The following is a 23,232-nucleotide window of genomic DNA, read 5'->3' on the forward strand; positions in this document are numbered from 1 at the left end:
ACCGCATCGCCGTCATCGCTTGAACGGGCACCGCCTCTAGCCGGCACTTGGCGATGAGGTGCGAAATGCGGGTTTCGAGCGGCAATAAAAAAAGCGGCCCGCCGAAGCGGGCCGCCGTCCAACAAATCTTTGCCTGGCGCCTACTTGGCGTTCGGGTTCGGCATCCACTTCGGCATGGCGACATCGGCGTGGGCGAACTGGGGCAGCTTTGCCGACAGATCTTCCATGTTCTTGATGTCCTTGTCGATCAGCTCCTTCTGGGTGATCAGTGTCGGCGGCACGACGACGCTCTTGCCCGGGTCTTCGCCGGCCAGAAGCTGCGCCAGCGCGCGCACCGAGACCTGGCCGACCACGGCCGGGTTGGTGGCAGCGGTCGCTGCCCAGGCGCTGTCGGGCTCGCGCATTGCCGCGATGTCCGAGGTCGAGATGTCGGCCGAGTAGATCTTGACGCCCTTCGAGAGGCCGGCCTCGTCAACCGCGATCTTCACGCCCTTGGCGAATTCGTCGTAAGGCGCGAACATCACCTTGATGTCCGGGTTCGCCGACAGCACCGAACGCGCCTGGTTGGCCACCGAATTGGCGATCGGGTTGTCCAGCGTGCCGAACTGCGCGGCTTCCTTGATGCCCGGATACTTCTTCTTGAAGTCGACCCAGGTCTCGTTGCGGCGGTCGAGCGGCGCGATGCCGGCGACATAGACATAGCCGGACTTCCAGCTTTCGCCATTGTCTTTGATCGCCTGCTCGAGCGCGAGGCGGGCAAGGTCGCGGTCCGACTGCTCGATCTGCGGGATCTTCGGGTTTTCGACATTCACGTCGAAGGCCACCACCTTGATGCCGGCGTCGACCGCGCGCTGGGCCGCGTCCTTCATCGATTCCGTCAGGCCGTGCTGGATGATGATGCCGTTGACGCCAAGCGCGATGGCCTGGTCGACCATGTCGGCCTGCAGGGCTGCGTCCTGCTTGGAGTCCAGCACGCGCAGGTCGACGCCGAGCGCCTTGGCCTGCGATTGAACGCCGGCCAGATAGGCCTGGAAGAAGTCGCCGGTCGACAGATAGCGCACCAGCGCGATCTTGACCTGGCCCGGCTTGTCGAAGGGCGCCGGCTTGTCCTGCGCCAGCGCTGGCGAGAAGCCCAGCACCGTGGCGCCGAGCAGGCCGACGACCAGCTTGGCGAGTGTTCTGCGATCAAATTTCATCTAAGTCCTCCGCTTGGTTTTTAGTCGTTGATTGCCGCAATTACCGTTTGGCCCTGGTCGACAGGGCGAAAGTGAAGACGAGCGCGACCACGAGCACTCCGCCCTTGACGAAATCCTGGGTGTAGTAGGGAGCGTTCATCATGGTCAGTCCCTGCAAGAGCACGCCGACGAACAGCGCGCCGACAGCAGTGCCGAACGCATTGGGTTTGGAAGCACCCAAAACGGCGAAGCCGATCAGCGCCGCCGCCACCGCGTCGAGCAGCAGATTGTTACCCGAGGCGATGTCGCCGCGTCCAAGCCGGGCGGCGAGCAAAATCCCGCCGATTGAGGCGAATATGCCGGAAATCACGTAGGCCCAGATCTTGTATGCCTTGACAGGCGCGCCGGCGAGTTCGGCCGCCCGTTCGTTGGAGCCGACGGCATACATCATGCGTCCGAAACGCGTGTATTCGAGGAAGAACCAGATCGCTACCGCCAGCACCACCAGCACCACGACGGAAACCGGCACCAGGTTCGGCGCGAAGAAATCGAAGCGGTAGCGGCCGAGCGCCAGGAACGCGTCGCTGAATTTGCCGGGTGCCACCGAGCCATCGGGCATGGTCATGCCGGTGGCAATCGAGCGGCCTTCGGTCGGGATGCGCTGCAGGCCAAGCAGCAGGAACATCATGCCGAGCGTCGCCAGAAGATCCGGCACGCGCATATAGACGATCAGGAAGCCGTTGATCAGGCCGATCAGCACGCCGATGGCGAGGCAGACCAGCACCGCCACCAGCGCGTTCTGGTTCAGCACCACCATCACATAGGCGGCAGCCATCATCGAGCTCGTTGCCACCGAGCCGATGGAGAGGTCGAAACCGCCCACCACCAGCGTTGCGGTGACGCCAAGCGCCAGGATGCCGGTGATCGCCACCGACTGGAAGATGAACACCGCGCTCTGCGGCGACACGAAGCCGTCGGCGGTGGAGGCGAAATAGGCCACGAGCGCCACGAACAGCACCAGGAAGCCGTAGCGCACGGCAATGTCACGCAGGCTCATCTAGGCGCGACCTTCGCTGCCAAAAAACATGCCGGATTGCCGCGCCATTTGCGCCCCCTTCAAACTGTTCATTTCAGGCCGCGCCCCGCACCGTCTGGCCGGCGACTTCCGCCAGCAGCCGGTCCATGTCGACGCGTTCGTTCTTGTGTTCGCCGACGATCGTGTGCTCGGACATGACCAGGATGCGGTCCGCCGTCTCCAACGCCTCGTCGATTTCGGTGACGAAGACCAGCGTCGCGCGGCCGGCGGCACTTGCCCTGAGCTTGGCGGCGATGTCGCGGCGCGCGGCGATGTCCACGCCCTGGAATGGTTCGTCCAGCATGAACAGTGCGGAGGGCTGCGCCATCCAGCGCGCCACCATCACCTTCTGCTGGTTGCCACCCGACAAGGTCGACATCTCGTCCTTTTCGGTGCGGCAGACGATGCCGAGTTCGTCGATCTGCCGGCGAGCGATGGCGCGCTCAGTGCCTCGGCGCAGCACGCCAAAAGCCGAAATCCGCTTCAGAAATGGCAGGCTCATATTCTCGAAGATGTTGAAGGCGCCGACGATGCCGTTCTCGGCGCGGTCCTTGGCTACCAGGAAGGCACCGGCGCCGACCGCCTCGGCCGGCGAACGCGGGGCATAGGCGCGTCCGTTCAAGGTCATCGCGCCACGATGCGGCCGGCGCAGTCCGAACAGCGTTTCGGCGAGCGCCGTCTTGCCGACACCGACCAGGCCGGTCACCGCGACGATCTCGCCATCGCCGAGCGACAGCGAGATCGGTCTGGCGCCGTCGGCGATCACCAGATTTTCGGCGGAGAAGATCGTGTTGCCGCCGGATTTGGCGGCGAAGGCGTTCTGATGGACCTTGCGGCCGAGCATGGCGTTGACCGCGCCCTCATAGTCGAGCGGCGCCTTGTCGAATGTGCCGACGATCTGGCCGTCGCGCAGCGAAACGATGCGGTCGGCCAGGCGGCGGATGTCCGACATGCGGTGCGAGATATACAGAATGGCAACGCCATGCGACTTCAGCCGGTCGACCAGCGAAAACAGCCGGTTGGCCTCGGCGCTGGACAGCGACGACGTCGGCTCGTCGAGGATCAGAACCTTGGGCTCATGCGCCATGGCGCGAGCGATCGCCACCATCTGGCGGTCGGCCAGGGTCAGATCGCTGATGGCGGCGCTGAGATCGATGTCGAGGCCCATGCGCTCGGCCACGGCACGCGCCTCGCGTTGCACGCGGCGCGGGCTGAAGAGCAAAGGCTGGCCCTTGCCGCTCAGCCGGTCGAGCGTCAGGTTGGTGCCGACATCGAGCGCGGCGACGACGCCGTCGTTGATGTTCTGGTGCACGGTGACGACACCGGCGCGGATCGCCTCCGCCGGGCTCTTCGGCGCGAAGTCGGCGGCGCCCAGTGTCATGGCGCCGCCATCACGCGAATGCACGCCGCTGATCACCTTCACCAGCGTCGACTTGCCCGCCCCATTGGCGCCCATCAGCACCGTCACCTCGCCTGGATGCAGGTCGAGGCTGACGCCGCCGAGAACTTGGATCGAGCCGAAGGATTTCTTCAAATCCGCAATGCGGAACACGGCTTCTGCGGCCATTTTCTCCTCCTTGACCCTGACGCTAGGAACAATCTCGTCATTTGTCAACACGATTGACAAATGACAGAACCACTCCTAGCCTTTTACCTGTCATGACCGTTCGCTAACAGAAACGGCGACGCGGATCGGGAGGCCGACATGGCAAAAAATGCTTCTTTCGAGGCGCTGACTGTTGAAACATTGCCCGCGAGGCTCGGCGGCCTTGCGGCCCTGGCCGATCATCTCGGCAAGGACGTTTCGGCCTGGCGCGTTCGCGAGGTAGGCGATGGCAATCTGAACCTCGTCTTCATCGTCGAGGGCGCGAAGGGCTCGGTCGTCGTCAAGCAGGCTTTGCCCTATGTCCGGCTGGTGGGCGAAAGCTGGCCGTTGCCGCTGAAGCGTTCCTTCTTCGAATATCATGCGCTGGTCAGGCAGGAAGTGCGCGCCGGCAAGGGCTCGGTGCCAGCCATTCTGCATTTCGACGAGGCGCAGGCGCTGATCGTCATGGAATTCCTGACGCCGCACATCATCCTGCGCAAGGAATTGATCGCCGGTCGCCAGCCGCCGCGCATCGCCGAGGATCTCGGCCTGTTCGTGGCGCGCACCCTGTTCCGCGGCTCCGACCTGCATATGGCCGCGCGGGAACGCAAAGCCGATCTGGCGTTGTTCGCCGACAATGTCGAACTGTGCGACATCACCGAGAACCTGGTCTTCACCGATCCCTATTTCGAAGCGACGCTGAACCGCCATACGCCGGCGCTCGACCCGCTGGTTGCCGAATTGCGCGCCGACCGCGACCTGAAGGTCGAGGCCCAGCGTCTGAAGCACCTCTTCGCCGCCAATGCCGAGACCTTGCTGCACGGCGATCTGCATACCGGCTCGATCATGGTGACAGACGCCGATACGCGCGTCATCGATCCCGAATTCGCCTTCTACGGGCCGATGGCCTTTGACGTCGGCATGCTGCTTTCCAATTTCTGGATGTCCTATTTCTCGCAGTCCGGCCATGAACAGGATGGTTCGCGCGAGGCGATGCGCGCTTACCTGCTCCAGACCGTCACCGGTATCTGGTCCGTCTTCCGCGCCGAATTCTCGCGCCTGTGGCGCACCGAGCGCACCGGCATGCTCTATGCCCGCAGCCTGTTCGAGGATCGCGGCGACGCGCTTGGCGCCGAACAGGCGCTTGACGGGGTGCTGCACGACCTCTGGCAGGATCTGCTTGGTTTCGCCGGGGTCGAGGCGCATCGCCGCATTCTCGGCCTCGCCCATAATGCCGATTTCGAGACCATCGAGGACGAGGCGGAACGCGCCGTCTGCGAGGCCAAGGCACTGCGCTTCGGTCGCCATATCGCGGTCAACCGCCGCGCCATCCACAGCATTGAAGAGGTCAACGCGCTGGCCGCGCTGATCGAGAAGGGAGCATACGCGTGAACGTTGGCGGCAAGCATTTTCGCACCATCTGGCTGAACGAGGACGGCCGCTCGGTCGACATCATCGACCAGCGCTGGCTGCCGCATGAGTTCCGCGTCGTCACCCTGTCGACGGTGGACGATGTCGCCGTCGCCATTCGCGACATGTGGGTGCGCGGCGCGCCGTTGATCGGCGTCACCGCCGCCTATGGCATGGCCATCCAGATGCGCCAGGATGCGTCCGACGCCGCCCTCGACGATGCCTGGGAAAAGCTCAACGAAACGCGTCCGACCGCGATCAACCTGCGCTGGGCGCTGGATGAAATGCGCAAGCTCCTGAAGCCGCTGCCCGTGGCCGAGCGCGTCGCCGCCGCCTACAAGCGCGCCGCCGAGATCGCCGACGAGGATGTCGAACTCAACCGCTCCATCGGCGGCAACGGGCTCGCCATCATCAAGCAGATCGCCGCCAGGAAGAAGCCGGGCGAACGGGTCAACATCCTCACCCATTGCAACGCCGGCTGGCTGGCGACGGTCGATTACGGCACCGCCACCGCGCCGATCTATCTGGCGGTCGAGGCCGGCATTCCGGTCCACGTCTATGTCGACGAAACGCGCCCGCGCAATCAGGGCGCGCAGCTCACCGCCTGGGAAATGGCCGGCCATGGCGTGCCGCACACCTTGATCGTCGACAATGCCGGCGGCCACCTGATGCAGCATGGCGAGGTGGATATGGTCATCGTCGGCACCGACCGCACCACCGCCAATGGCGATGTCTGCAACAAGATCGGCACCTATCTGAAGGCGCTAGCCGCCAAGGACAACGACATCCCCTTCTATGTCGCGCTGCCGTCACCGACCATTGACTGGACCGTCTCCGACGGGCTGACGGAAATCCCGATCGAGGAGCGCTCGGGCGACGAGGTTTCCTACGTTCAAGGCAAGGCCGCTACCGGTGAGATCGTCCAGGTGCGCGTGTCGCCGGAGACGTCGCCGTCCGGAAATCCCGCCTTCGACGTGACGCCGGCGCGCCTCGTCACCGGCCTCATCACCGAACGCGGTGTTGCCAAGGCTTCGCGCGACGGGCTGGCGGCTTTGTTCCCGGAACGCAGGCAAGGCTGACCCCGGCCGCCGGCCGGTATCTCCCGTTCAACTCTGCCCCGACGAAAGCCCGCCATGGCTGATTGAGCCTTGGCGGGCTTCGCGATTCGCGCAATATGGGCGTTTCGGCGCGGTTGCCGCTTCGCGATCGTGGCCGGGCGTATGGGAGGTGTGAGATGAACGTCGTCGACAAGCACAGGGGTAGCCAGCCCACCGGCGCTGCCGCCTTTGCCAACCAGCCGCACCCCTACAATCCACCGGTGCCGTTCTCGCTCGACCCGATCGAGGCTGTCCGCGTCAATCTCTCCGCCGCCGAGCGGCGCACTGCGTCGCTGGCCGGCCGCCGCACGGTCAAGAAGGAATGGCAGGCCGCCTGGCTGGTCCGCGCCTTGCAGTGCATCGATCTCACCACGCTGAGCGGTGACGACACCGCCGGCCGTGTCCAGCGCCTCTGCGCCAAGGCACGTCAGCCGCTGCGCGCCGACCTGCAGGAGGCGCTCGGCCTTGGCGGGCGCACCATCACCACCGGCGCGGTCTGCGTCTACCACCGTTTCGTCGCCACCGCCGTCGAGGCATTGCAGGGTTCCGGCATTCCGGTCGCCGCCGTCTCCACCGGTTTCCCGGCGGGGCTGTCGCCGCTCGACACGCGGCTGAAGGAGATCGAGGCTTCGGTCGCCGACGGTGCCGAGGAAATCGACATCGTCATCACCCGCGAGCATGTGCTGACCGGCAACTGGCAGGCGCTCTACGACGAGGTGAAGGCCTGCAAGGAGGCCTGCGGGCCTGCCCACATGAAGACCATTCTCGCCACCGGCGATCTGCAGACGCTGCGCAATGTCGCGCGCGCCTCGTGGGTTTCGATGATGGCCGGCTCCGATTTCATCAAGACCTCGACCGGCAAGGAAGCGATCAACGCCACGCTCCCGGTCACGCTGGTGATGATCCGCGCCATCCGCGAATACCGCGAAATGACCGGCCATGTCGTCGGCTACAAGCCGGCCGGCGGCATCTCCACCGCTAAGGATGCGATGGCCTATCTGGCGCTGATGAAGGAAGAGCTCGGCAACGACTGGCTGCAGCCGAACCTGTTCCGCTTCGGTGCGTCGTCGCTGCTTGCCGACATCGAGCGGCAGCTCGAACACTATGTCACCGGCCGTTACGCGGCCTTCAGCCACCACGCGATGGCTTAACGGGCCGGACGGGGATCCTGCATGTCGATTGCTGAGATATTGGACACGATGGAATATGGCCCGGCGCCGGAGAGCGACAAGGAAGCGCGTGCCTGGATCAAGGGTCTGGGCGGCGAGACCAAGCTGTTCATCGGCGGCGCCTGGAAGAAGGCGAAATCAGGCGAAAGCTTCGAGACCATGTCGCCGTCGAACGGCGAGGTGCTGACACGGCTGGCGCAGGCCAATGCCGCCGACATCGACGCCGCCGTCAAGGCAGCAAGCAAGGCCCAGCCAGCCTGGGCGGCACTTCCCGGGCATGTCCGCGCCCGCTACCTCTATGCGATCGCCCGTCTCGTCCAGCGCCACAGCCGCCTGTTCGCCGTGGTCGAAACGCTCGACAACGGCAAGCCGATCCGCGAGACCCGCGACATCGATATCCCGCTGGTCGCCCGCCATTTCTACCATCACGCCGGCTGGGCACAGCTGATGGACGGCGAACTGGCCGACAAGGAACCGCTCGGCGTCTGCGGCCAGATCATCCCGTGGAACTTCCCGTTGCTGATGCTCGCCTGGAAGATCGCGCCAGCCATTGCGCTCGGCAACACTGTTGTTCTGAAGCCCGCCGAATACACATCGCTCACCGCGCTGCTCTTCGCCGAAATCTGCCAGAAGGCCGGCCTGCCCGAAGGCGTGGTCAACATCGTCACCGGCGATGGCGCGACAGGCGAGGCGATCGTCAATCATCCGGGCGTTGCCAAGATCGCTTTCACCGGCTCGACCGAAGTCGGCCGCCGCATTCGCGAGGCGACCGCCGGTTCGGGCAAGAGCCTGACCCTGGAACTCGGCGGCAAATCGCCTTTCATTGTCTTCGACGACGCCGATCTCGATGCGGCGGTTGAAGGCGTGGTCGACGCCATCTGGTTCAACCAGGGCCAGGTCTGCTGCGCCGGCTCGCGCCTGCTGGTGCAGGAAAGCGTGCAGGAGCGCTTCATCGCCAAGTTGGTGAGCCGCATGGAGACGCTGCGCGTCGGCGACCCGCTCGACAAGGCCATCGACATCGGCGCCATCGTGCACCCGGTTCAATTGGCGCGCATCCGCGAACTGGTCGATGTCGGCGTCAAGGAAGGGGCGATCCTGCATCAGCCCAAGGCGGGAGTGCCGGCCAAGGGCTGCTTCTATCCGCCGACGCTGCTCACCGGCGTGCATCCGGCCGCCACCGTCTCGCGTGTCGAGATTTTCGGGCCGGTGCTGGTCGCCACAACCTTCCGCACCCCGGCGGAGGCGATCGAGCTCGCCAACAACACCGAATATGGCCTTGCCGCATCGATCTGGTCGGAGACGCTGTCGCTGGCGCTCGACATCGCCCCGAAGCTGAAATGCGGCGTCGTCTGGGTCAACGGCACCAACATGTTCGACGCCGGTGTCGGCTTCGGCGGTTACAAGGAATCCGGCTATGGCCGCGAAGGCGGCCGTGAGGGGCTGGCCGCTTATTGCAAGCCGAAATGGCTGGCGAAGGCCAAGCCGATTGCCGTCTTGCCAACAGTCGAAGCCAATGGCGACGTCGTCTCGACCGGCTTCGTCGATCGCACCGCCAAGCTTTATGTCGGCGGCAAGCAGGCGCGGCCGGATGGTGGTTATTCGCGCCCCGTCGTCTCGCCCTCCGGCGCGCTGGTCGGCGAGGTCGGCGAAGGCAACCGCAAGGATATCCGCAACGCCGTCGAAGCCGCGCGCAAGGCGACCGGCTGGGCGACGACCGCGGAGCACAGCCGCGCGCAGATCCTCTATTACATCGCCGAAAACCTCGATGCCCGATCGGGCGAGTTCGCCGACCGTCTCGCCGCCATGACCGGCCGGCGCAAGCAGGATACGGCCAGGGAGGTCGCCGCCTCGGTTTCGCGGCTGTTCGCCTACGGCGCCTGGGCCGACAAGTTCGAGGGCGCGGTGCACAAGCCGCCGCTGCGTGGCGTTGCACTCGCCATGAACGAGCCACTCGGCATCCTTGGCATCGCCTGCCCGGAAGAGCATGGCCTGCTCGGCTTCGTCTCCACCTTCGCGCCGGCGATCGCCATGGGCAACCGTGTCGTCGTGGTGCCGTCATCGCGTCAAGCGCTGGCCGCCACCGACTTCTATCAGGTGCTGGAGACTTCGGATGTGCCGGACGGCGTCGTCAACATCGTCACTGGCGACCGCGACGCGCTGGCGCTGGAGCTGGCCAAGCACGAGGAGGTCGACGGCATCTGGTATTTCGGCGGCCGCGAAGCCGCAGCCAGGATCGAAAAGGCGTCAACCGGCAACCTCAAGCAGGTCTGGGCGGAGACCGTACAGCGCGACTGGTATGACGCACGCCAAGGCGAGGGCAGGGAGATCCTGTCCCGTGCCGTCCAGGTGAAGAACATCTGGGTGCCGTACGGCGAGTAGGGCATCGTCGAAGCTGCCTTTCTCGGCCCGCTTGCGGGGAGAGATGCCCGGCAGGGCAGAGAGGGGCAGAGCGAATCTTCGCCAGCCTGGCGCCGCCCCTCATCCGCCCTTCGGGCACCTTCTCCCCGTAAAACGGGGAGAAGGAAGAGAGCGCCATCGCTCCGAATCGGCTACCCGGTTCCGGACGAACCGAGGAACATCGCCTTGACCATCACCATGTACGGCATCCCGAACTGCGACACGATCAAGAAGGCGCGCGTCTGGCTGGAAGGCCGCAAGGTCGCCTACGCCTTCCACGACTACCGCGCCTCGGGCCTCGAAGCCGACCGCCTGCAGGGCTGGATCGACCGGCTCGGCTGGGAAGTGCTGCTCAACAAGGCGAGCACCACCTTCAAGGAATTGCCCGACGACAACAAGCAGGGCATCGACGCCAGGAAAGCCAAGGCGCTGATGCTGGCCAACCCGACCATGATCAAGCGCCCGGTGCTCGATCTGGGCGACCGGCTGCTGGTCGGCTTCAAGCCGGATGTCTACGAGCGCGAGCTCGGCTGAGGCGAGCTTCCTAGGCCTGCTTTCGTAGATAGTCCGCAAGCGCGACCGCATTGTTGAAACGCTCTTCATGGGCGCCGTAGAGCAGGGTGACGCGGCCATGTTCCAAAAGGCTGGCGAGTTCGCTGAGCGGCTCTTGCCTGCCGGACAATTCTTCATGATAGCGCGCCTGGAATTCATCCCAGCGTTCGGGCTTGTGGTCGAACCATTTGCGCAGGGCATCGCTCGGTGCTATGTCCCTCAGCCATAGCGTCAGCGCCGCCTTTTCCTTGGTCATTCCGCGCGGCCAGACGCGGTCAACCAGCACGCGCTGGCCGTCGGAAGCCGCCGGCGGCTCATAGACCCGTTTGACCGCAATATCGAATGCCATGGCCGTTTCCCCATGGCACCGGGCAGCATAACCGCCCGGTTGCCGTTCAGGCTGCCCGGCGCGTCAGGCCCATTCGCCCTTGCGCATCACCGGCACGGTCGAACCATCCTTGTTGACGCCGTCGATGTCGACCTTGCCGGAGCCGATCATCCAGTCGATATGGATGAAGCTCTTGTTGCCGCCGCGCGCCGCGATCTCGTCCTGGCTGAGTTTGTCGCCGCCGACAAAACACTTCGAATAGCACTGGCCGAGCGCGATGTGGCAGGAGGCGTTTTCGTCGAACAGCGTGTTGTAGAACAGGATGCCGCTGGCCGAGATCGGCGAGGAATGCGGCACCAGCGCCACTTCGCCCAGCCGGCGCGCGCCAGCATCGGTGTCCAGCACCTTCTGCAACACGTCTTCGCCCCTGGAGGCTTTCGCCTCGACGATGCGTCCTTCCTCGAACCGCACCGAAATCTCGTCGATCAGCGTGCCCTGGTAGGAGAGCGGCTTGGTCGAGGACACGTGGCCGCTCACGCGCATGGCATGCGGCGTGGTGAACACTTCCTCGGTCGGGATGTTGGGGTTGCAGGTGATGCCGTTCTTGGCGGTCGAGGCGCCGCCCATCCATTCGTGCCCGTCGGCGAGACCGACGGTGAGGTCGGTGCCCGGACCCCTGAAATGCAGGGCATGGAAATTGTGACCGTTCAGCCAGGCCGTGCGTTTGGCCAGCGCCGCATTATGCGCCTTCCAGGCACCGATCGGATCGTCATTGTCGACTCGGCTTGCCGAAAAGATCGCGTCCGCCAGCTTGGCCACCGCGACATCGTCGGTCTCGCCCGGAAACACTTGGCGTGCCCAGGCCAGTTCCGGATAGGCGATGATGTTCCAGTTGATGTCGAAGCCGGTGATCTTCTCCAGCGCTGGCTGATAGGCAATCGAATTCGCCTTGTTGGCGCGCGAAACCTTGGCGGGGTCCTGGGCTGACAAAAGCGACGGGTCGTCGCCGCGCACCGCAAGCCGCGCCGCATTGTTGGCGAAGGCCTTGGCCATGCCTTCATAGAGCCAGCCGGCGGCGCGGTCGAAACCGGCGTCGGCGCCATAACGGAAGCGCGCCAGCGTGATCTCGTCGTCGTTGAAGATCGGCGTCACCAGTCCGGCCCCGGCCTTGTAGGCATGCTCGATGATCTTGCGGGTCAGCGGAAGTGCCGCGATCGACGATGTCAGCACCAGGTCCTGGCCGGGCTGCAATTGCAGGCCAACCTTGATCGCGACCTCGGCCATGCGGTCGAGCTTCACCGGGGCGATGGCTGCGGAAAAATCGCGGGCGTGGCTGGTCATGGTCTGGCCTCGGCTGTTGGTGACATTGTTTCTACATAGACCGCCGGGGCCGGGCTTTCCACAACAAGCCATTGGTCCTCGGTCAGGCGAAGGCCGGTTCTGTCGGGGTGACGAAGGTGGCCATGGTCGCCGCGATCTCCTCGCGCAGCCATGCCTTGAAGTCGCGCACCTTGCGGCTCTCGGGGTCTTCAGTCGCGGTTACCATCCAGTAGCCGAGGCCGCTCGGCGCCCGCACGCCAAACGGCGCCACCAGGCGCCCGTCGGCCAGCGCGTCGGCGCACAACAATTGCCAGCCCAGCATGACGCCGTGGCCGGCGATGGTCGATTCCAGGCACAGCATCGGGTCGGTGAACGAGGCGCCCTTCAGCAATGTCAGCGGTTCGACGCCGGCGGCCCTGAACCAGCTCTCCCAGGCGATCATCGTGCGCTCGTCGGTGATCGCATAGGCGTTGGCGAGGTCGGCGACCGTCTTCAGCTTCGCCGCGATCGCCGGCGCGCAGACCGGGAAGATTTCCTGCTCGATCAGCAATTCGGCGCGCAGCCCCGGCCATTTGCCGTTGCCCAGCCGGATGCCGATGTCGACTTCCGAATTGCCGGGATCGACCAGCCGCACCGAGGCGTCGATGCGCAGAAGCACGTTGGGAAAGCGGGTGAAATGACGCGACAGTCTCGGCATCAGCCATTTCGAGGCAAAGGCTGGGGCAGCCGACACCACCAGCGTGCAGCGCGAAGCTTCGTCCGCCAGTGCCACCGCCTGCGTCAGCTCGCGAAAACCCTTGCCCAGCCGCGTCGTGAACTGGTCGCCGAAATCGGTCAGCGCCAGCCCGGCCGGCGTGCGTTCGAAAAGTGCGAGCCCGAGCTGCCGCTCCGTCCGGTTGATCTGTTGGCTGACGGCGCTCGGCGAAACACCGAGCTCGGCCGCTGCCGCCGACAATGAGCCCAGCCGCGCCACGGTTTCGACGGCGCGCAATCCGTTGAGATGGATTCGGTTCAAGGGGGCCATGAAGTTTTTCTAAACCGTGCGCACGTAAATCTCAATTGAATCCAAAGCGCATAGTGGCAAAATCGCCGGCAGAAACAGATCGAGGGATCTGCGGCCATGAAGCTTTTCTCCTTGCTGAACCCGTTTCGGGAAATCGGGCTGTACCGTCTGGCGGACGGTGACGTCGCCGGCTGGGTTCGCGACCCGCTTTCGCATCCCGTTCTCGACACGATGTCGGAACGCGAATTGGGCGACATGCCGTTCAGGCTGACCGCGCGGCGCACCACGTTCGAGACCACGCCGCGCTGCTGCGGCGCCTGACGGGCGCCGGCCAACTGGCCCAAGCGAAACGCATTGCTTCGCAAGCGCACGGTTTTATTGTGCGCTGCAATGAACACGACCTCGCCATCGCCGCTGCGGTTTGCCTTCGCCGGCATGATCGCGATGGCCGTCGCCATGGGCATCGGCCGCTTCGTCTATACGCCGATCCTGCCCGGCATGATGGAGGCGCTTCACCTTTCCCCCGGCGATGCCGGCCTGATCGCCTCGGCCAATTATCTCGGCTATCTGTTTGGCGCCTTTGCCGCCGCCGGCGGCTGGGCGCATGGTCGCGAGCGGGCGCTCATGCTGGGCGCTTTGGGCGCCAGCGCGGTCCTTGCCGGGCTCATGGGCCTCACCGACGCCATCTGGGTCTTTCTCGTGGTGCGCTTCCTGGCCGGCGTCGCCAGCGCTTTCGTCATCGTCTTCCTGGCCTCGATCGTCTTCAGCCATCTCGCGGTTACCGGCCGCAACGGCTTGCAGGCGCTGCATTTCGGCGGTGTCGGCCTCGGCATCGCCGCCTCGTCGCTGATGATGGCGATCCTGGTTTCGGCTCATGCCGGCTGGCAGGCGGGCTGGCTGTGGTCGGCGGCGCTGTCGGCGGCGGGTTTCGCCGTCGTAGCGCTGATGATCGATCGCGGCCCGGCGGCAAGCGTTTCCTCCGCCCGCGAGCCCGCCTTGCCGTGGAACGCGCCGCTCATCAAGGTCATCGTCGGCTACGGCCTGTTCGGTTTCGGCTACATCATCACCGCCACCTTCCTGGTCGCCATCGTGCGCCAGGGCGGTGGCAGCCGGCTCTTCGAGGCGATGGTGTGGATGGTCACCGGCATCGCCGGGGTGCCGTCGGTCTGGCTCTGGCAGAAGGTTGCCCAACGCAGCGGTCTTTATGTCGCTTATGCCGTGGCCTGCCTGGTCGAGGCTGCCGGCGTCACCGCCAGTGTCGCCATGAGCGCGCCGCTCGGGCCGCTGCTCGGCGGTTTCTTCCTCGGCTTCACCTTCATCGCCATCACGGCGCTCGGCCTGCAGGCCGGCCGGGTGCTGGCACCGCAGGCGCCGCGGCGTGCTTTCGCGCTGATGACCACCGCCTTCGGCCTCGGTCAGCTCATCGGCCCGCTGGTCGCCGGCGCGCTCGCCGAACGCGCCGGCGGCAGCTTCTTCGTGCCGTCGATCGCGGCTGCGGTCGTTCTTGTCGTCTCCTCAGCGATCGTCTGGTCGGCCGGCAGACACGCCAGGCGGTAAGGCCAAGAAGAAGCCGCCGCCGCAACGTGACGAAAAAGTAATTCGGCAGCCGGATCAGTCACCATTCCTTTGCCGCAAAAACTGTGACTTGATGCAGGCGAATCGCAACAGCGGCGCGCATATGCCGCGCCAGCAAGGAATTCGCCGCCGTGTTCGTATCCTTCTTCCCGAAGCCGAAGCTGTTCTTCCTTTCGGCGGCGGCGTGGAGTCTCTTCCTCGTTCTGCTGTGGTTCTTCGGTGGTCAACAGTTCGGTTCCGTCTTCGGTCTCGGACCGGCTGATCCGGCAGCCCCACCGAACATTGGCATTAGCGTATTTTGGTCGAACCCGTTCCTTTGGTTCTATATTTATTACACGGCAAGCGTACTGATATTCTATGCATTTTGGGCATGGTTCTCTCCGCACCCTTGGCAAAATTGGTCTATTATTGTCGCTTCTGTTGTCTTGTTCTTGATCTATTTTACTGTGCAAGTCAGCGTGGCAGTTAATAACTGGTACGGGCCGTTCTACGACTACGTGCAAGGCCTTATGTCAGGAACCAGGAAATCGACCAGCACCGAATTTTATTGGGGGGTCGCCAGTTTTGCTTGGTTGGCGCTACTCGGCATGAACGTGCAGGTGGTCAACGCCTTTGTCGTTCAACATTGGATCTTCCGCTGGCGCACGGCCATGAACGACTATTTCATGGCGAACTGGGACAAGCTGCGTCATATCGAGGGCGCCTCGCAGCGTATTCAAGAAGACACGATGCGCTTTTGCCAGATCATGGAGGATTTGGGCGCAACTTTCGTAAGATCGATCATGACGCTTATTGCGTTCCTGCCGGTCCTGATCCAGCTGCAGGTTCACATCACCGAGTTGCCGATCGTCGGAGTCATTGCTCATCCGCTCGTTGTTGCAGCGTTGGTCTGGTGTTTCTTCGGTACCATTGTGGTGATGCTGGCCGGTGTTAAGCTGCCCGGCTTGCAGTTTCGCAATCAGCGTGTCGAAGCCGCCTACCGCAAGGAACTTGTCTATGGCGAGGATCATGCCGACAGGGCGCAGCCGCTGACCACCAAGGAATTGTTCAACAACGTCCGCCGCAACTACTTCCGGCTCTATGGCCACTACATCTATTTCAATGTGGTGCGTTATACCTATCTGCAAGCCGATGGCATTTATTCTCTTTTGATCTTGGGACCTTCGTTGGTGGCAGGTAAGATTACGTTTGGCATATTCAGTCAGATTTCGAACGCCTTTGACCGAGTGGCCAACTCGCTGCAGTTCCTGCTGAATTCTTGGTCGACCATCGTCGAGCTGCAGTCGATTCATAAGCGCCTGCGCGCCTTCGAGGCGACGCTGGAAGGCGAACCGCTGCCGGATATCGACCAGCATTATCTCGATCGCCAGCAGGCCGGCATGGAGCCCAAGGACCAGCCGGTGCACTGACCGGCGCGTGTGGTGGGCGGCTCAGCCGCCCACGGCGGCGGGCTTGGTGGGTTTGCCTCTGCCCAGATAGTCGCGGTAGCTGATGCACTCGACGTCCGATTTCACGCAAACCTCGCCGGCGAAACGCTCCAGCGCGTTCCAGTAGGTGCCGTCGTTCATCAGCGTGAAGTGGAAGCCAAGCTCGAGCGGCACGCGCTCGCCGGCATATTGTTTGTCGAAGGCGGCGCGGAACGCGTCATAGGTGCGCTCCTCGAATTCCTTGGCCTGGCTCGGCCGCTCGAAGCCGCCGGAATGACGCACGAACAGATTGTAGTCCATCGCGATCACCGGCCGCCGTTTCGGCCCCTCGGGAATGAGCGGGAGCGAGAAACGCGTCAGGCCGCCGGCCGTGGTTGGCACGGCGGGGCCTTGCGAGACGCCGCTGGCGTCATAGGCGAAGCCGGCTTCCGGCAGCGCCTGGTAGAGGCCCTTGCCGGTCGACAGATACGGGGCGCGGAAACCGGTCACTGCTTTGGCAAGGTCGCGCCAGCCGGCCGGCTCGGGCGAGATGCCGTTGATCGCATAGGCGTTTTCCAGGATGCGCCGCGATGCCGCCAGTTCCGCCTGCCAGTCGGCCTTGCTCCAGTCCTTGCCGTCGAAATGGCCGCAGGCATGGCTGCCGAGATCGTGGCCCTCGGCGACCGCCAGGTTGATCTGTTCCAGCCGCTCGGCCACCTCGTCCTTCGAGGCGGCGAAACCGATATTCGACTTGCCGCTGCCCTTGGTCGGCGTGACATAGTCCTTGCGGGTGTCCTTCGACAAAAGGAAGACGCAGGACAGGAAATAGCTGAAATGCGCACCGGTGCGCGCCGCCAGCGCGCGGCTGCGTTTCCATTGCGCGATGTCGCGCGCATTGTCGAAGGAGATGATGACGATCTGCTTCGGCTTGGCCGGCACGGGCGACCGCGGCGGGTCCGCGAGGGCCGCCGTCGTCGTGGCAAAAGCCAGGCTGGAATACGCAAGCACGCGGAACGAACGGAACATTCTCGGACAATCGAAACGGGATTTCACAGGGCCAGACAGGCGCCAGATAGGCCATACGCCGCAGTCGGGCAACCGCGACTGGACTTCGCGCTAGCCTTCAAATGTGGCGCCGATAGGTCGCCAAAGCCAGTGCGCGAACGCGCCGTCCCGCCGATTTTCCGGCTCCCCCCTTCCATGCCGACAAAATTTCGCTACAAGGCGGGGCTCATCTTTAGGCTCGGTCCGCTTGGACTGGGCGGCAACGGTTTGATCGATGTCCGACGACAGTTTTATCCGCGAAGTCAATGAAGAGATCCGTGGCGACCGCGCCCGGGCGCTGTGGGATCGTTACGGCCCCATGCTGATCGCGGCCGCCGTGCTGATCGTGCTCGGCACCGCCGCCTTCGTCGGCTACCGTTATTGGGACACCTCGCGTGCCAACCGTTCGGGTGACGCGTTCTCGCAGGCGCTGAAACTCGCCAATGACGGCAAGCAGGACGATGCGCTGGCCGCCTTGGCCGCGCTCGAGAAGGACGGTTACGGCGCTTATCCGCTACTGGCGCGCATGCGCGCCGCCACCGTCAAGGCCGACAAGGGCGATTTCGCCGGCGCCGTGAAGGATTTCGACGAGGTCGCCGCCGACAGCGCGATCCCGGCTTCGATCCGTGACATGGCGCGGCTTCGCGCCGGCCTCATCCTGATCGACCACGGCTCTTTCGCCGATGTCTCCAGCCGCGTCGAGGCATTGACCGCCGACACCAGCGCGCTGCGTCATACAGCACGCGAGGCGCTCGGACTGGCCGCCTGGAAGGAAGGCAAGTCGCAGGACGCTTTAAAGCTGTTCGACCAGATCGCCGCCGACGAAGGCGCGCCGCGCAATGTGCGCGATCGCGCCACGCTGATGGCCGAGCTGATCCGCGGCACCGGCAACGCGTCGTGATGGGCAATGAGCTTCAAAGTCGCCATCATCGGCCGGCCTAACGTCGGCAAATCCACGCTTTTCAACCGCTTGGCCGGTCGCAAGCTGGCTCTTGTCGACGATACCCCCGGCGTCACCCGCGACCGCCGCGTTCATCCCGCCAAACTCTACGACATCTTTTTCGATGTGATCGACACGGCCGGCTTCGAAGACGCGCCGGCTGGGTCGCTGCCTGGCCGCATGCGCCTGCAGACCGAGATCGCCATCGAGGAAGCCGATCTCATTTTCTTCCTGATGGACGCCAAGGCCGGCTTGATGCCGGACGACCGCACCTTCGCCGAAGTCGTGCGCCGGTCCGGCAAGCCGGTGGTTCTGGTCGCCAACAAGGCCGAGGCGCGCGGCGCGCAAGGCGGCATGCTGGAGGCCTGGGAACTGGGCCTCGGCGAACCCGTGCCTGTTTCGGCCGAGCACGGCCAGGGCATGCCGGATCTGCGCGATGCCGTCATCGAGGCGCTCGGCGAGAAACGTGTGTTCGGCGAAGAAGACGACGCCGACGAAGAGATAGCCGCCTCCGAGGTGCTGATCGGCGAGGACATCGCCGATCCGGACGCCGAGGAAATCCCGGCCTATGACGAGGCTAAGCCGCTGCGCATCGCCGTGGTCGGTCGGCCCAATGCGGGCAAGTCGACGCTGATCAACGCGCTGATCGGCGAAGAGCGTCTGCTGACCGGGCCGGAAGCCGGCATCACCCGCGATTCGATCTCCGTCGACTGGGACTGGCGCGGCCGGCGCATCAAGCTGTTCGACACCGCCGGCATGCGCCGCAAGGCCAAGGTCCAGGAAAAGCTGGAGAAGCTGTCGGTCGCCGACGGCTTGCGCGCCATGCGCTTCGCCGAAGTGGTCGTCATCGTCTTCGATGCCACCATCCCGTTCGAAAAACAGGATCTCCAGATCGTCGACCTCATCGTCCGCGAGGGCAGGGCGCCAGTCATCGCCTTCAACAAGTGGGACCTGATCGATCACCCGCAGGAGGTTCTGGCGGACCTGCGCGAAAAGACCGCGCGGCTGTTGCCCCAGGTGCGCGGCATCCAGGCCGTCACCGTGTCGGCCGAAACCGGCCGCGGCCTCGACAAATTGATGGACGCCATTGTCAGGACGCACAGGGTCTGGAACAGCCGCGTCTCCACCGGCAAGCTGAACCGCTGGCTGGAAGGCATTCTGGCGCATCACCCGCCGCCCGCCGTCGCCGGTCGCCGGTTGAAGATCAAATATGTCACCCAGGCCAAGACCCGTCCGCCGGGTTTCGTCGTCTCGTGCTCGCGGCCCGACGCCATGCCGCAGTCCTATGTTCGCTATCTGGTGAACAGCTTGCGCGATGCCTTCGACATGCCGGGCGTGCCGATCCGCATGGCGCTGCGCACCTCCGACAATCCTTTTGCCGGCCGGGCCAAGAAGAAGAGCTGAGCCACCGCTACCAGCCTCGCTGCCGTTAACCTCCCGTCAAGGTTAATGCCGTTAACCGACCATCAAGGTTAATGCCGCATTGTGACCCTTCAGAATGGGGTTCCGTAGCGTCCTGGAGAGTTCAGTGCATCGACGTCTCGTAAAGCGGCTCGTGGCCGCCGCCGGTGGTCAAAAACGCTCCTTGCTCTCGCCGCTCGCCGTTGGTCTTGGCATCTGGATCGGCTTCCCGACCGCGGTCGCCTATCAGGACATGACCAGTCTGGTCTCCGGCCTCGAATCCTCAACCGTCCGCTGGAACGCCTATGTGCAGAAGTCGGCTGCCGGCTCGATTCACGCCGCCGAACTGCCCTTTGTCGACAAGGACGCGGTCACCGGCTCGCTCGCCGGTTCGGGTGTGCGCTTGCCTGGCGTCGGCACCGTCGCGCTGAGCGGCAGGGTGGCCAAGACCGGCGAGACCTCGGACGAGGTCAGGGTTTCCCGCGCCGGCAAGAAGGACCGCATCGTCAAGATCGTACCGGTGGCGCCGCCGAAGAATTTCTCCGCCGGCTCCATCTTCCAGCGCACCTCCTCGCTGCTACGCCCAAGCATGGACAGCGGCCTGAAACTCGGTTTCGCCAAGCCCGACATCAAGGGCAAGGAAGTGCAGATCGCGGCGGCCTTCCACCTGCGCGAGGACAAGAAGCCGGACACCGGCGTGCCGACCATGCTGGCCAGCCTCGTCAACAATGACAGCGCCGACATCCTGGCCACTGCCTATGCGCCTTCCGCGCCCGACTACGCCAAGGCGTCTCCGTTCGAATCGCTGCTGCAGGACGAAAAGCCCGGCGGCGGCCGCTTCATCCCGCCGATGTCGAAAGGCGATCATGCCTGGATGAAGAACCCGCTGCCGGCCTCGGTCTTCTCCAAGCCGGAACAGAAATGCCTGGCCAACGGCATCTATTTCGAGGCGCGGGGCGAATCGTTGCGTGGCCAGGCAGCCGTCGCCCAGGTCATCCTCAACCGCGTCCGCAATCCTGCCTATCCCAATTCCATCTGCGGCGTCGTCTACCAGAACGACGACTGGCTGAACCGCTGCCAGTTCTCCTTCGCCTGCGACGGTCGCCGCAAGCGCATCGAAGATCCGGCGCGCTACAAGATCGCGCAGGACGTGGGCATGGCTGTCACCGCCGGCAAGATCTTCATCCCCGAGGTCGGCTCCTCGACCCATTATTACGCCGCCTATGTGAATCCGGGCTGGGCGCGGGCGATGAAGAAGATGACCAGGATCGGTCTGCACATCTTCTATCGCACCTATGGTGGCGGCTGGAGCTGAGCCGGCGATATACGCACCGGACGCGCCGCGAAGGCGGGCGGAGAGCGGAGATTCTCTCCGTTGACGCCACGCTCCACACCGGGCACGATGTCGCACTTATTCAAGTTATTGATTTATAAGGCAAAAATACTTGCCGACAAAGCTTCCCCCTCGGCTTGACGGGGGAAGGGCCTCTAACTATGTTGCCCGCGACTTGGAAGCGGGCGAACGGCGACGTTTTGGCCGGGCAGGGAGGTTGCGATGGCCGACAAGAACGGGCCAGACGGAACCGGACGGACAAGCGGCAAAGGTACGCCGGGCTTCCACGACGACGATCTTGAGCGCCGCCGGCGCGAGCTTGGAGCAGTTCTTGCGACAAGGCGCCCGGACCGGAGCCAGGGGAAAGAGGCTGAGGGAGCCGGACGTGCCAGCGGGTATGGCCAGGCTTTCAAGTTGTCCAGCGAGTTCATTGCCGGCATCGTTGTCGGTGTGGTGATCGGCTGGACGATCGATCGTCTGGTGGGCACATCGCCCTGGGGGCTGATCGTCTTCTTGCTGCTGGGCTTCGTAGCCGGCATATTGAACGTGCTGCGCTCGGTTGGCGCGGTCGCGGAGCTGGACCAGCGTGGCGGCAAGCCGCCTGAGCCGAAAGAATGAGATCCGGCGCCCGTTGGCGGCGTCAGGGACAAGATGCAAGAAGCCGTATTCGCGGTTTTGGAGAGGGTTTAGAAAGTGGCAGCTGCTGACAAGGTCGATCCGATCCATCAGTTCCATATCAACAAGCTCATTCCGCTCGAGATCGGCGGTTATGACATCTCCTTCACCAATTCCGCGCTGTTCATGGTCGCGACCGTGGTTCTGGCGTCGGCATTCCTCTATTTCTCCACCTCTGGCCGCGCGCTCGTTCCGTCGCGCCTGCAGTCGGTTGGCGAAATGTCCTACGAATTCGTCGCTTCGATGCTGCGCGATTCCGCCGGCTCGCACGCCATGAAGTTCTTCCCGTTGGTGTTCTCGCTGTTCATGTTCGTGCTGACGGCGAACCTCCTCGGTCTGTTCCCCTATTTCTTCACCGTCACCGCGCACATCATCGTCACTTTCGCGCTGGCCGCGCTGGTCATCGGCACGGTCGTGATCTACGGCTTCTACAAGAACGGTTTCGGCTTCCTGAAGCTGTTCGTGCCGAGCGGCGTCCCGGTCTATCTGCTGCCGCTGGTCGTGCTCATCGAGGTCATCTCGTTCCTGTCGCGTCCCGTCAGCCTCTCGGTTCGTCTTTTCGCCAACATGCTGGCCGGCCACATCACGCTGAAAGTCTTTGCAGGCTTCGTCGTGTCGCTGAGCTCGCTCGGCGCCATCGGCATCGCCGGCGCTATCCTGCCGCTGATCATGGCGGTTGCCATTACGGCGCTGGAAGTGCTGGTCGCCGCCCTGCAGGCCTATGTCTTCGCCATGCTGACCTGCATGTATCTCAACGACGCGGTTCACCCCGGCGGACACTAAATCTACCCGGCGCAAGCCGGCCAACCGAAGCATTTTAGATTCATCAAGGAGTTAAGTGAAATGGACGCAGAAGCAGCTAGGTACATCGGTGCTGGTATCGCTTGCCTTGGCATGGGCGGCGCGGGCATCGGCGTCGGCAACATCTTCGGCAACTACCTGGCGGGCGCCCTGCGCAACCCGTCGGCAGCCGACGGCCAGTTCGGCCGCCTGATTTTCGGCTTCGCCGTGACGGAAGCTCTGGGCATCTTCTCGCTGCTCATCGCTCTGCTGGCGCTGTTCGGCTGATCCCGCTTTACGCCAGCCGCCCGCGTGATGGTGGGCGGCTGCGCGACAAGGCCAGAATGACAGGAAGCACGCGATGTTCGTGACATCAGCCTATGCTGAAGACGCCGTGCCTGCTGCTACCGGCGACCACGCCGCGCAGGGGCAGACGACTGCTGGCACCGCCGTGCCGGCCGAAGGCGGCCATGGTAAAGCCGTTTTCCCGCCCTTCGACCCGGCGACCTTCTCTTCTCAGCTCGTCTGGCTGGCGATCACTTTCGGCCTGTTCTACCTGTTCCTGAAGAAGGTGGCGATGCCGCGCATCGCCTCCATTCTCGACGTGCGTTCCAACCGGATCGCGCAGGACCTTGACCAGGCAGCCAAGCTGAAGGGCGAGGCGGATACCGCGGTCGCCGCTTACGAGCAGGAATTGGCCGAGGCCAAGATCAACGCCAACTCGATCGGCCAGAAGGCCCGCGACGAAGCCAAGGCCGAAGCCGACGCTGCCCGCAAGGATGTCGAGGCAGGCCTTGAGAAGAAGCTTGTCGAGGCCGAGGCGCGCATCGCCACGATCAAGGCCAGCGCCATGAAGGATGTCGGTGCCGTCGCTGAAACGACCGCCACCGCCATTCTGGAAAGCCTGGTCGGCAAAGCCGACAAGGGCGAAGTGGCCGCTGCCGTCAAAGCCGCGCGCTGAGGAGAC

At 64.2% G+C, this 23,232-nt stretch carries 22 protein-coding genes; 15 read left to right on the top strand and 7 right to left on the bottom strand.

The features are described 5' to 3' along the window. Positions 1-140 precede the first annotated feature (140 nt). From QFZ88_RS20105 to QFZ88_RS20115, 3 genes are all read right to left on the bottom strand, one after another. A complete protein-coding gene (locus tag QFZ88_RS20105; protein ID WP_024927154.1) occupies positions 141-1,196 on the bottom strand; it encodes a substrate-binding domain-containing protein in 1,056 nt (351 codons plus the stop codon). 40 nt (positions 1,197-1,236) lie between these two features. Then, positions 1,237-2,232, bottom strand: coding sequence for an ABC transporter permease (locus tag QFZ88_RS20110; RefSeq protein ID WP_024927153.1), 996 nt, complete (start codon positions 2,230-2,232; stop codon positions 1,237-1,239). Positions 2,233-2,305: 73 nt separating this feature from the next. Next, positions 2,306-3,817 carry a sugar ABC transporter ATP-binding protein gene (locus tag QFZ88_RS20115; protein WP_024927152.1) on the bottom strand — a complete coding sequence of 504 codons (1,512 nt, stop codon included), beginning with the start codon at positions 3,815-3,817 and terminating at the stop codon, positions 2,306-2,308. 138 nt (positions 3,818-3,955) lie between these two features. On the opposite strand from QFZ88_RS20115, the gene mtnK reads away from it, so the two are divergent. The 5 genes from mtnK (at position 3,956) to QFZ88_RS20140 (ending at position 10,442) form a co-directional block, all read left to right on the top strand. Beyond that, positions 3,956-5,227, top strand: coding sequence for an S-methyl-5-thioribose kinase (gene mtnK / locus QFZ88_RS20120; RefSeq protein WP_024927151.1), 1,272 nt, complete (start codon positions 3,956-3,958; stop codon positions 5,225-5,227). After that, positions 5,224-6,324, top strand: coding sequence for an S-methyl-5-thioribose-1-phosphate isomerase (gene mtnA / locus QFZ88_RS20125; protein WP_024927150.1), 1,101 nt, complete (start codon positions 5,224-5,226; stop codon positions 6,322-6,324). The genes mtnK and mtnA overlap by 4 nt, the downstream gene beginning before the upstream one ends. A 155-nt stretch (positions 6,325-6,479) precedes the next feature. Beyond that, positions 6,480-7,493 carry a deoxyribose-phosphate aldolase gene (gene deoC / locus QFZ88_RS20130; RefSeq protein WP_024927149.1) on the top strand — a complete coding sequence of 338 codons (1,014 nt, stop codon included), beginning with the start codon at positions 6,480-6,482 and terminating at the stop codon, positions 7,491-7,493. Positions 7,494-7,514: 21 nt separating this feature from the next. Next, positions 7,515-9,890, top strand: a complete 2,376-nt coding sequence (locus QFZ88_RS20135; protein WP_024927148.1) for an aldehyde dehydrogenase family protein — start codon at positions 7,515-7,517, stop codon at positions 9,888-9,890. A 204-nt stretch (positions 9,891-10,094) separates the two neighbouring features. Further along, complete coding sequence (locus tag QFZ88_RS20140; protein WP_024927147.1) at positions 10,095-10,442, top strand: ArsC family reductase; 348 nt, start codon at positions 10,095-10,097, stop codon at positions 10,440-10,442. Positions 10,443-10,452: 10 nt separating this feature from the next. Here QFZ88_RS20140 and QFZ88_RS20145 read toward each other — a convergent pair whose 3' ends face one another. From QFZ88_RS20145 to QFZ88_RS20155, 3 genes are all read right to left on the bottom strand, one after another. Then, positions 10,453-10,809, bottom strand: coding sequence for a DUF488 domain-containing protein (locus QFZ88_RS20145; protein ID WP_024927146.1), 357 nt, complete (start codon positions 10,807-10,809; stop codon positions 10,453-10,455). Positions 10,810-10,872: 63 nt separating this feature from the next. Beyond that, the gene (locus QFZ88_RS20150) at positions 10,873-12,129 is read right to left on the bottom strand and encodes an aminopeptidase (protein WP_024927145.1); all 1,257 of its coding nucleotides are present in this window, start codon (positions 12,127-12,129) and stop codon (positions 10,873-10,875) included. Positions 12,130-12,211: 82 nt separating this feature from the next. Then, positions 12,212-13,132, bottom strand: a complete 921-nt coding sequence (locus tag QFZ88_RS20155; protein WP_036255187.1) for a LysR substrate-binding domain-containing protein — start codon at positions 13,130-13,132, stop codon at positions 12,212-12,214. Positions 13,133-13,228: 96 nt separating this feature from the next. On the opposite strand from QFZ88_RS20155, the gene QFZ88_RS20160 reads away from it, so the two are divergent. From QFZ88_RS20160 to sbmA, 3 genes are all read left to right on the top strand, one after another. Then, a complete protein-coding gene (locus QFZ88_RS20160; protein WP_024927144.1) occupies positions 13,229-13,432 on the top strand; it encodes a hypothetical protein in 204 nt (67 codons plus the stop codon). A 69-nt stretch (positions 13,433-13,501) separates the two neighbouring features. Next, positions 13,502-14,668 carry a YbfB/YjiJ family MFS transporter gene (locus QFZ88_RS20165; RefSeq protein ID WP_024927143.1) on the top strand — a complete coding sequence of 389 codons (1,167 nt, stop codon included), beginning with the start codon at positions 13,502-13,504 and terminating at the stop codon, positions 14,666-14,668. Positions 14,669-14,817: 149 nt separating this feature from the next. After that, the gene (sbmA, locus tag QFZ88_RS20170) at positions 14,818-16,095 is read left to right on the top strand and encodes a peptide antibiotic transporter SbmA (RefSeq protein WP_024927142.1); all 1,278 of its coding nucleotides are present in this window, start codon (positions 14,818-14,820) and stop codon (positions 16,093-16,095) included. Between the two features lie 21 nt (positions 16,096-16,116). Here the strand turns inward: sbmA and QFZ88_RS20175 are convergent, their stop codons facing one another. Beyond that, entirely contained in the window at positions 16,117-17,118 is a 1,002-nt protein-coding gene (locus QFZ88_RS20175; RefSeq protein ID WP_024927141.1) for a polysaccharide deacetylase family protein, read from the bottom strand. A gap of 253 nt (positions 17,119-17,371) precedes the next feature. Between QFZ88_RS20175 and QFZ88_RS20180 the strand changes: the two genes are divergently transcribed. From QFZ88_RS20180 to QFZ88_RS20210, 7 genes are all read left to right on the top strand, one after another. Further along, positions 17,372-18,037, top strand: a complete 666-nt coding sequence (locus tag QFZ88_RS20180; protein ID WP_024927140.1) for a tetratricopeptide repeat protein — start codon at positions 17,372-17,374, stop codon at positions 18,035-18,037. 6 nt (positions 18,038-18,043) lie between these two features. Then, positions 18,044-19,480, top strand: a complete 1,437-nt coding sequence (gene der, locus QFZ88_RS20185) for a ribosome biogenesis GTPase Der (RefSeq protein ID WP_024927139.1) — start codon at positions 18,044-18,046, stop codon at positions 19,478-19,480. A gap of 124 nt (positions 19,481-19,604) precedes the next feature. Next, a complete protein-coding gene (locus QFZ88_RS20190; RefSeq protein ID WP_024927138.1) occupies positions 19,605-20,792 on the top strand; it encodes a cell wall hydrolase in 1,188 nt (395 codons plus the stop codon). 240 nt (positions 20,793-21,032) lie between these two features. Next, a complete protein-coding gene (locus tag QFZ88_RS20195; RefSeq protein ID WP_024927137.1) occupies positions 21,033-21,428 on the top strand; it encodes an AtpZ/AtpI family protein in 396 nt (131 codons plus the stop codon). A gap of 75 nt (positions 21,429-21,503) precedes the next feature. Continuing rightward, positions 21,504-22,268: a F0F1 ATP synthase subunit A gene (locus QFZ88_RS20200; protein ID WP_024927136.1), complete on the top strand. Its 765-nt coding sequence runs from the start codon at positions 21,504-21,506 to the stop codon at positions 22,266-22,268. A 60-nt stretch (positions 22,269-22,328) separates the two neighbouring features. Next, positions 22,329-22,553 (top strand): F0F1 ATP synthase subunit C, encoded by a 225-nt coding sequence (locus QFZ88_RS20205; protein WP_024927135.1) that lies wholly within the window; start codon positions 22,329-22,331, stop codon positions 22,551-22,553. Between the two features lie 73 nt (positions 22,554-22,626). Next, the gene (locus QFZ88_RS20210) at positions 22,627-23,226 is read left to right on the top strand and encodes a F0F1 ATP synthase subunit B (protein ID WP_024927134.1); all 600 of its coding nucleotides are present in this window, start codon (positions 22,627-22,629) and stop codon (positions 23,224-23,226) included. Positions 23,227-23,232 lie beyond the last annotated feature (6 nt).

The organism is Mesorhizobium sp. YL-MeA3-2017 (genome assembly GCF_030814575.1).
GTDB classification, from domain to species: domain Bacteria; phylum Pseudomonadota; class Alphaproteobacteria; order Rhizobiales; family Rhizobiaceae; genus Mesorhizobium; species Mesorhizobium terrae.

Bases quoted from the DNA above. Each gene is read 5' to 3' on its own strand.
- QFZ88_RS20210 (WP_024927134.1), top strand. From the start codon at position 22,627: ATGTTCGTGACATCAGCCTATGCTGAAGACGCCGTGCCTGCTGCTACC.
- der (WP_024927139.1), top strand. From the start codon at position 18,044: ATGAGCTTCAAAGTCGCCATCATCGGCCGGCCTAACGTCGGCAAATCC.
- QFZ88_RS20135 (WP_024927148.1), top strand. From the start codon at position 7,515: ATGTCGATTGCTGAGATATTGGACACGATGGAATATGGCCCGGCGCCG.
- QFZ88_RS20145 (WP_024927146.1), bottom strand. From the start codon at position 10,809: ATGGCATTCGATATTGCGGTCAAACGGGTCTATGAGCCGCCGGCGGCT.
- QFZ88_RS20160 (WP_024927144.1), top strand. From the start codon at position 13,229: ATGAAGCTTTTCTCCTTGCTGAACCCGTTTCGGGAAATCGGGCTGTAC.
- QFZ88_RS20115 (WP_024927152.1), bottom strand. From the start codon at position 3,817: ATGGCCGCAGAAGCCGTGTTCCGCATTGCGGATTTGAAGAAATCCTTC.
- QFZ88_RS20155 (WP_036255187.1), bottom strand. From the start codon at position 13,132: ATGGCCCCCTTGAACCGAATCCATCTCAACGGATTGCGCGCCGTCGAA.
- QFZ88_RS20205 (WP_024927135.1), top strand. From the start codon at position 22,329: ATGGACGCAGAAGCAGCTAGGTACATCGGTGCTGGTATCGCTTGCCTT.
- QFZ88_RS20180 (WP_024927140.1), top strand. From the start codon at position 17,372: ATGTCCGACGACAGTTTTATCCGCGAAGTCAATGAAGAGATCCGTGGC.
- deoC (WP_024927149.1), top strand. From the start codon at position 6,480: ATGAACGTCGTCGACAAGCACAGGGGTAGCCAGCCCACCGGCGCTGCC.
- QFZ88_RS20105 (WP_024927154.1), bottom strand. From the start codon at position 1,196: ATGAAATTTGATCGCAGAACACTCGCCAAGCTGGTCGTCGGCCTGCTC.
- QFZ88_RS20150 (WP_024927145.1), bottom strand. From the start codon at position 12,129: ATGACCAGCCACGCCCGCGATTTTTCCGCAGCCATCGCCCCGGTGAAG.
- mtnK (WP_024927151.1), top strand. From the start codon at position 3,956: ATGGCAAAAAATGCTTCTTTCGAGGCGCTGACTGTTGAAACATTGCCC.
- QFZ88_RS20110 (WP_024927153.1), bottom strand. From the start codon at position 2,232: ATGAGCCTGCGTGACATTGCCGTGCGCTACGGCTTCCTGGTGCTGTTC.
- QFZ88_RS20165 (WP_024927143.1), top strand. From the start codon at position 13,502: ATGAACACGACCTCGCCATCGCCGCTGCGGTTTGCCTTCGCCGGCATG.
- QFZ88_RS20175 (WP_024927141.1), bottom strand. From the start codon at position 17,118: ATGTTCCGTTCGTTCCGCGTGCTTGCGTATTCCAGCCTGGCTTTTGCC.
- QFZ88_RS20195 (WP_024927137.1), top strand. From the start codon at position 21,033: ATGGCCGACAAGAACGGGCCAGACGGAACCGGACGGACAAGCGGCAAA.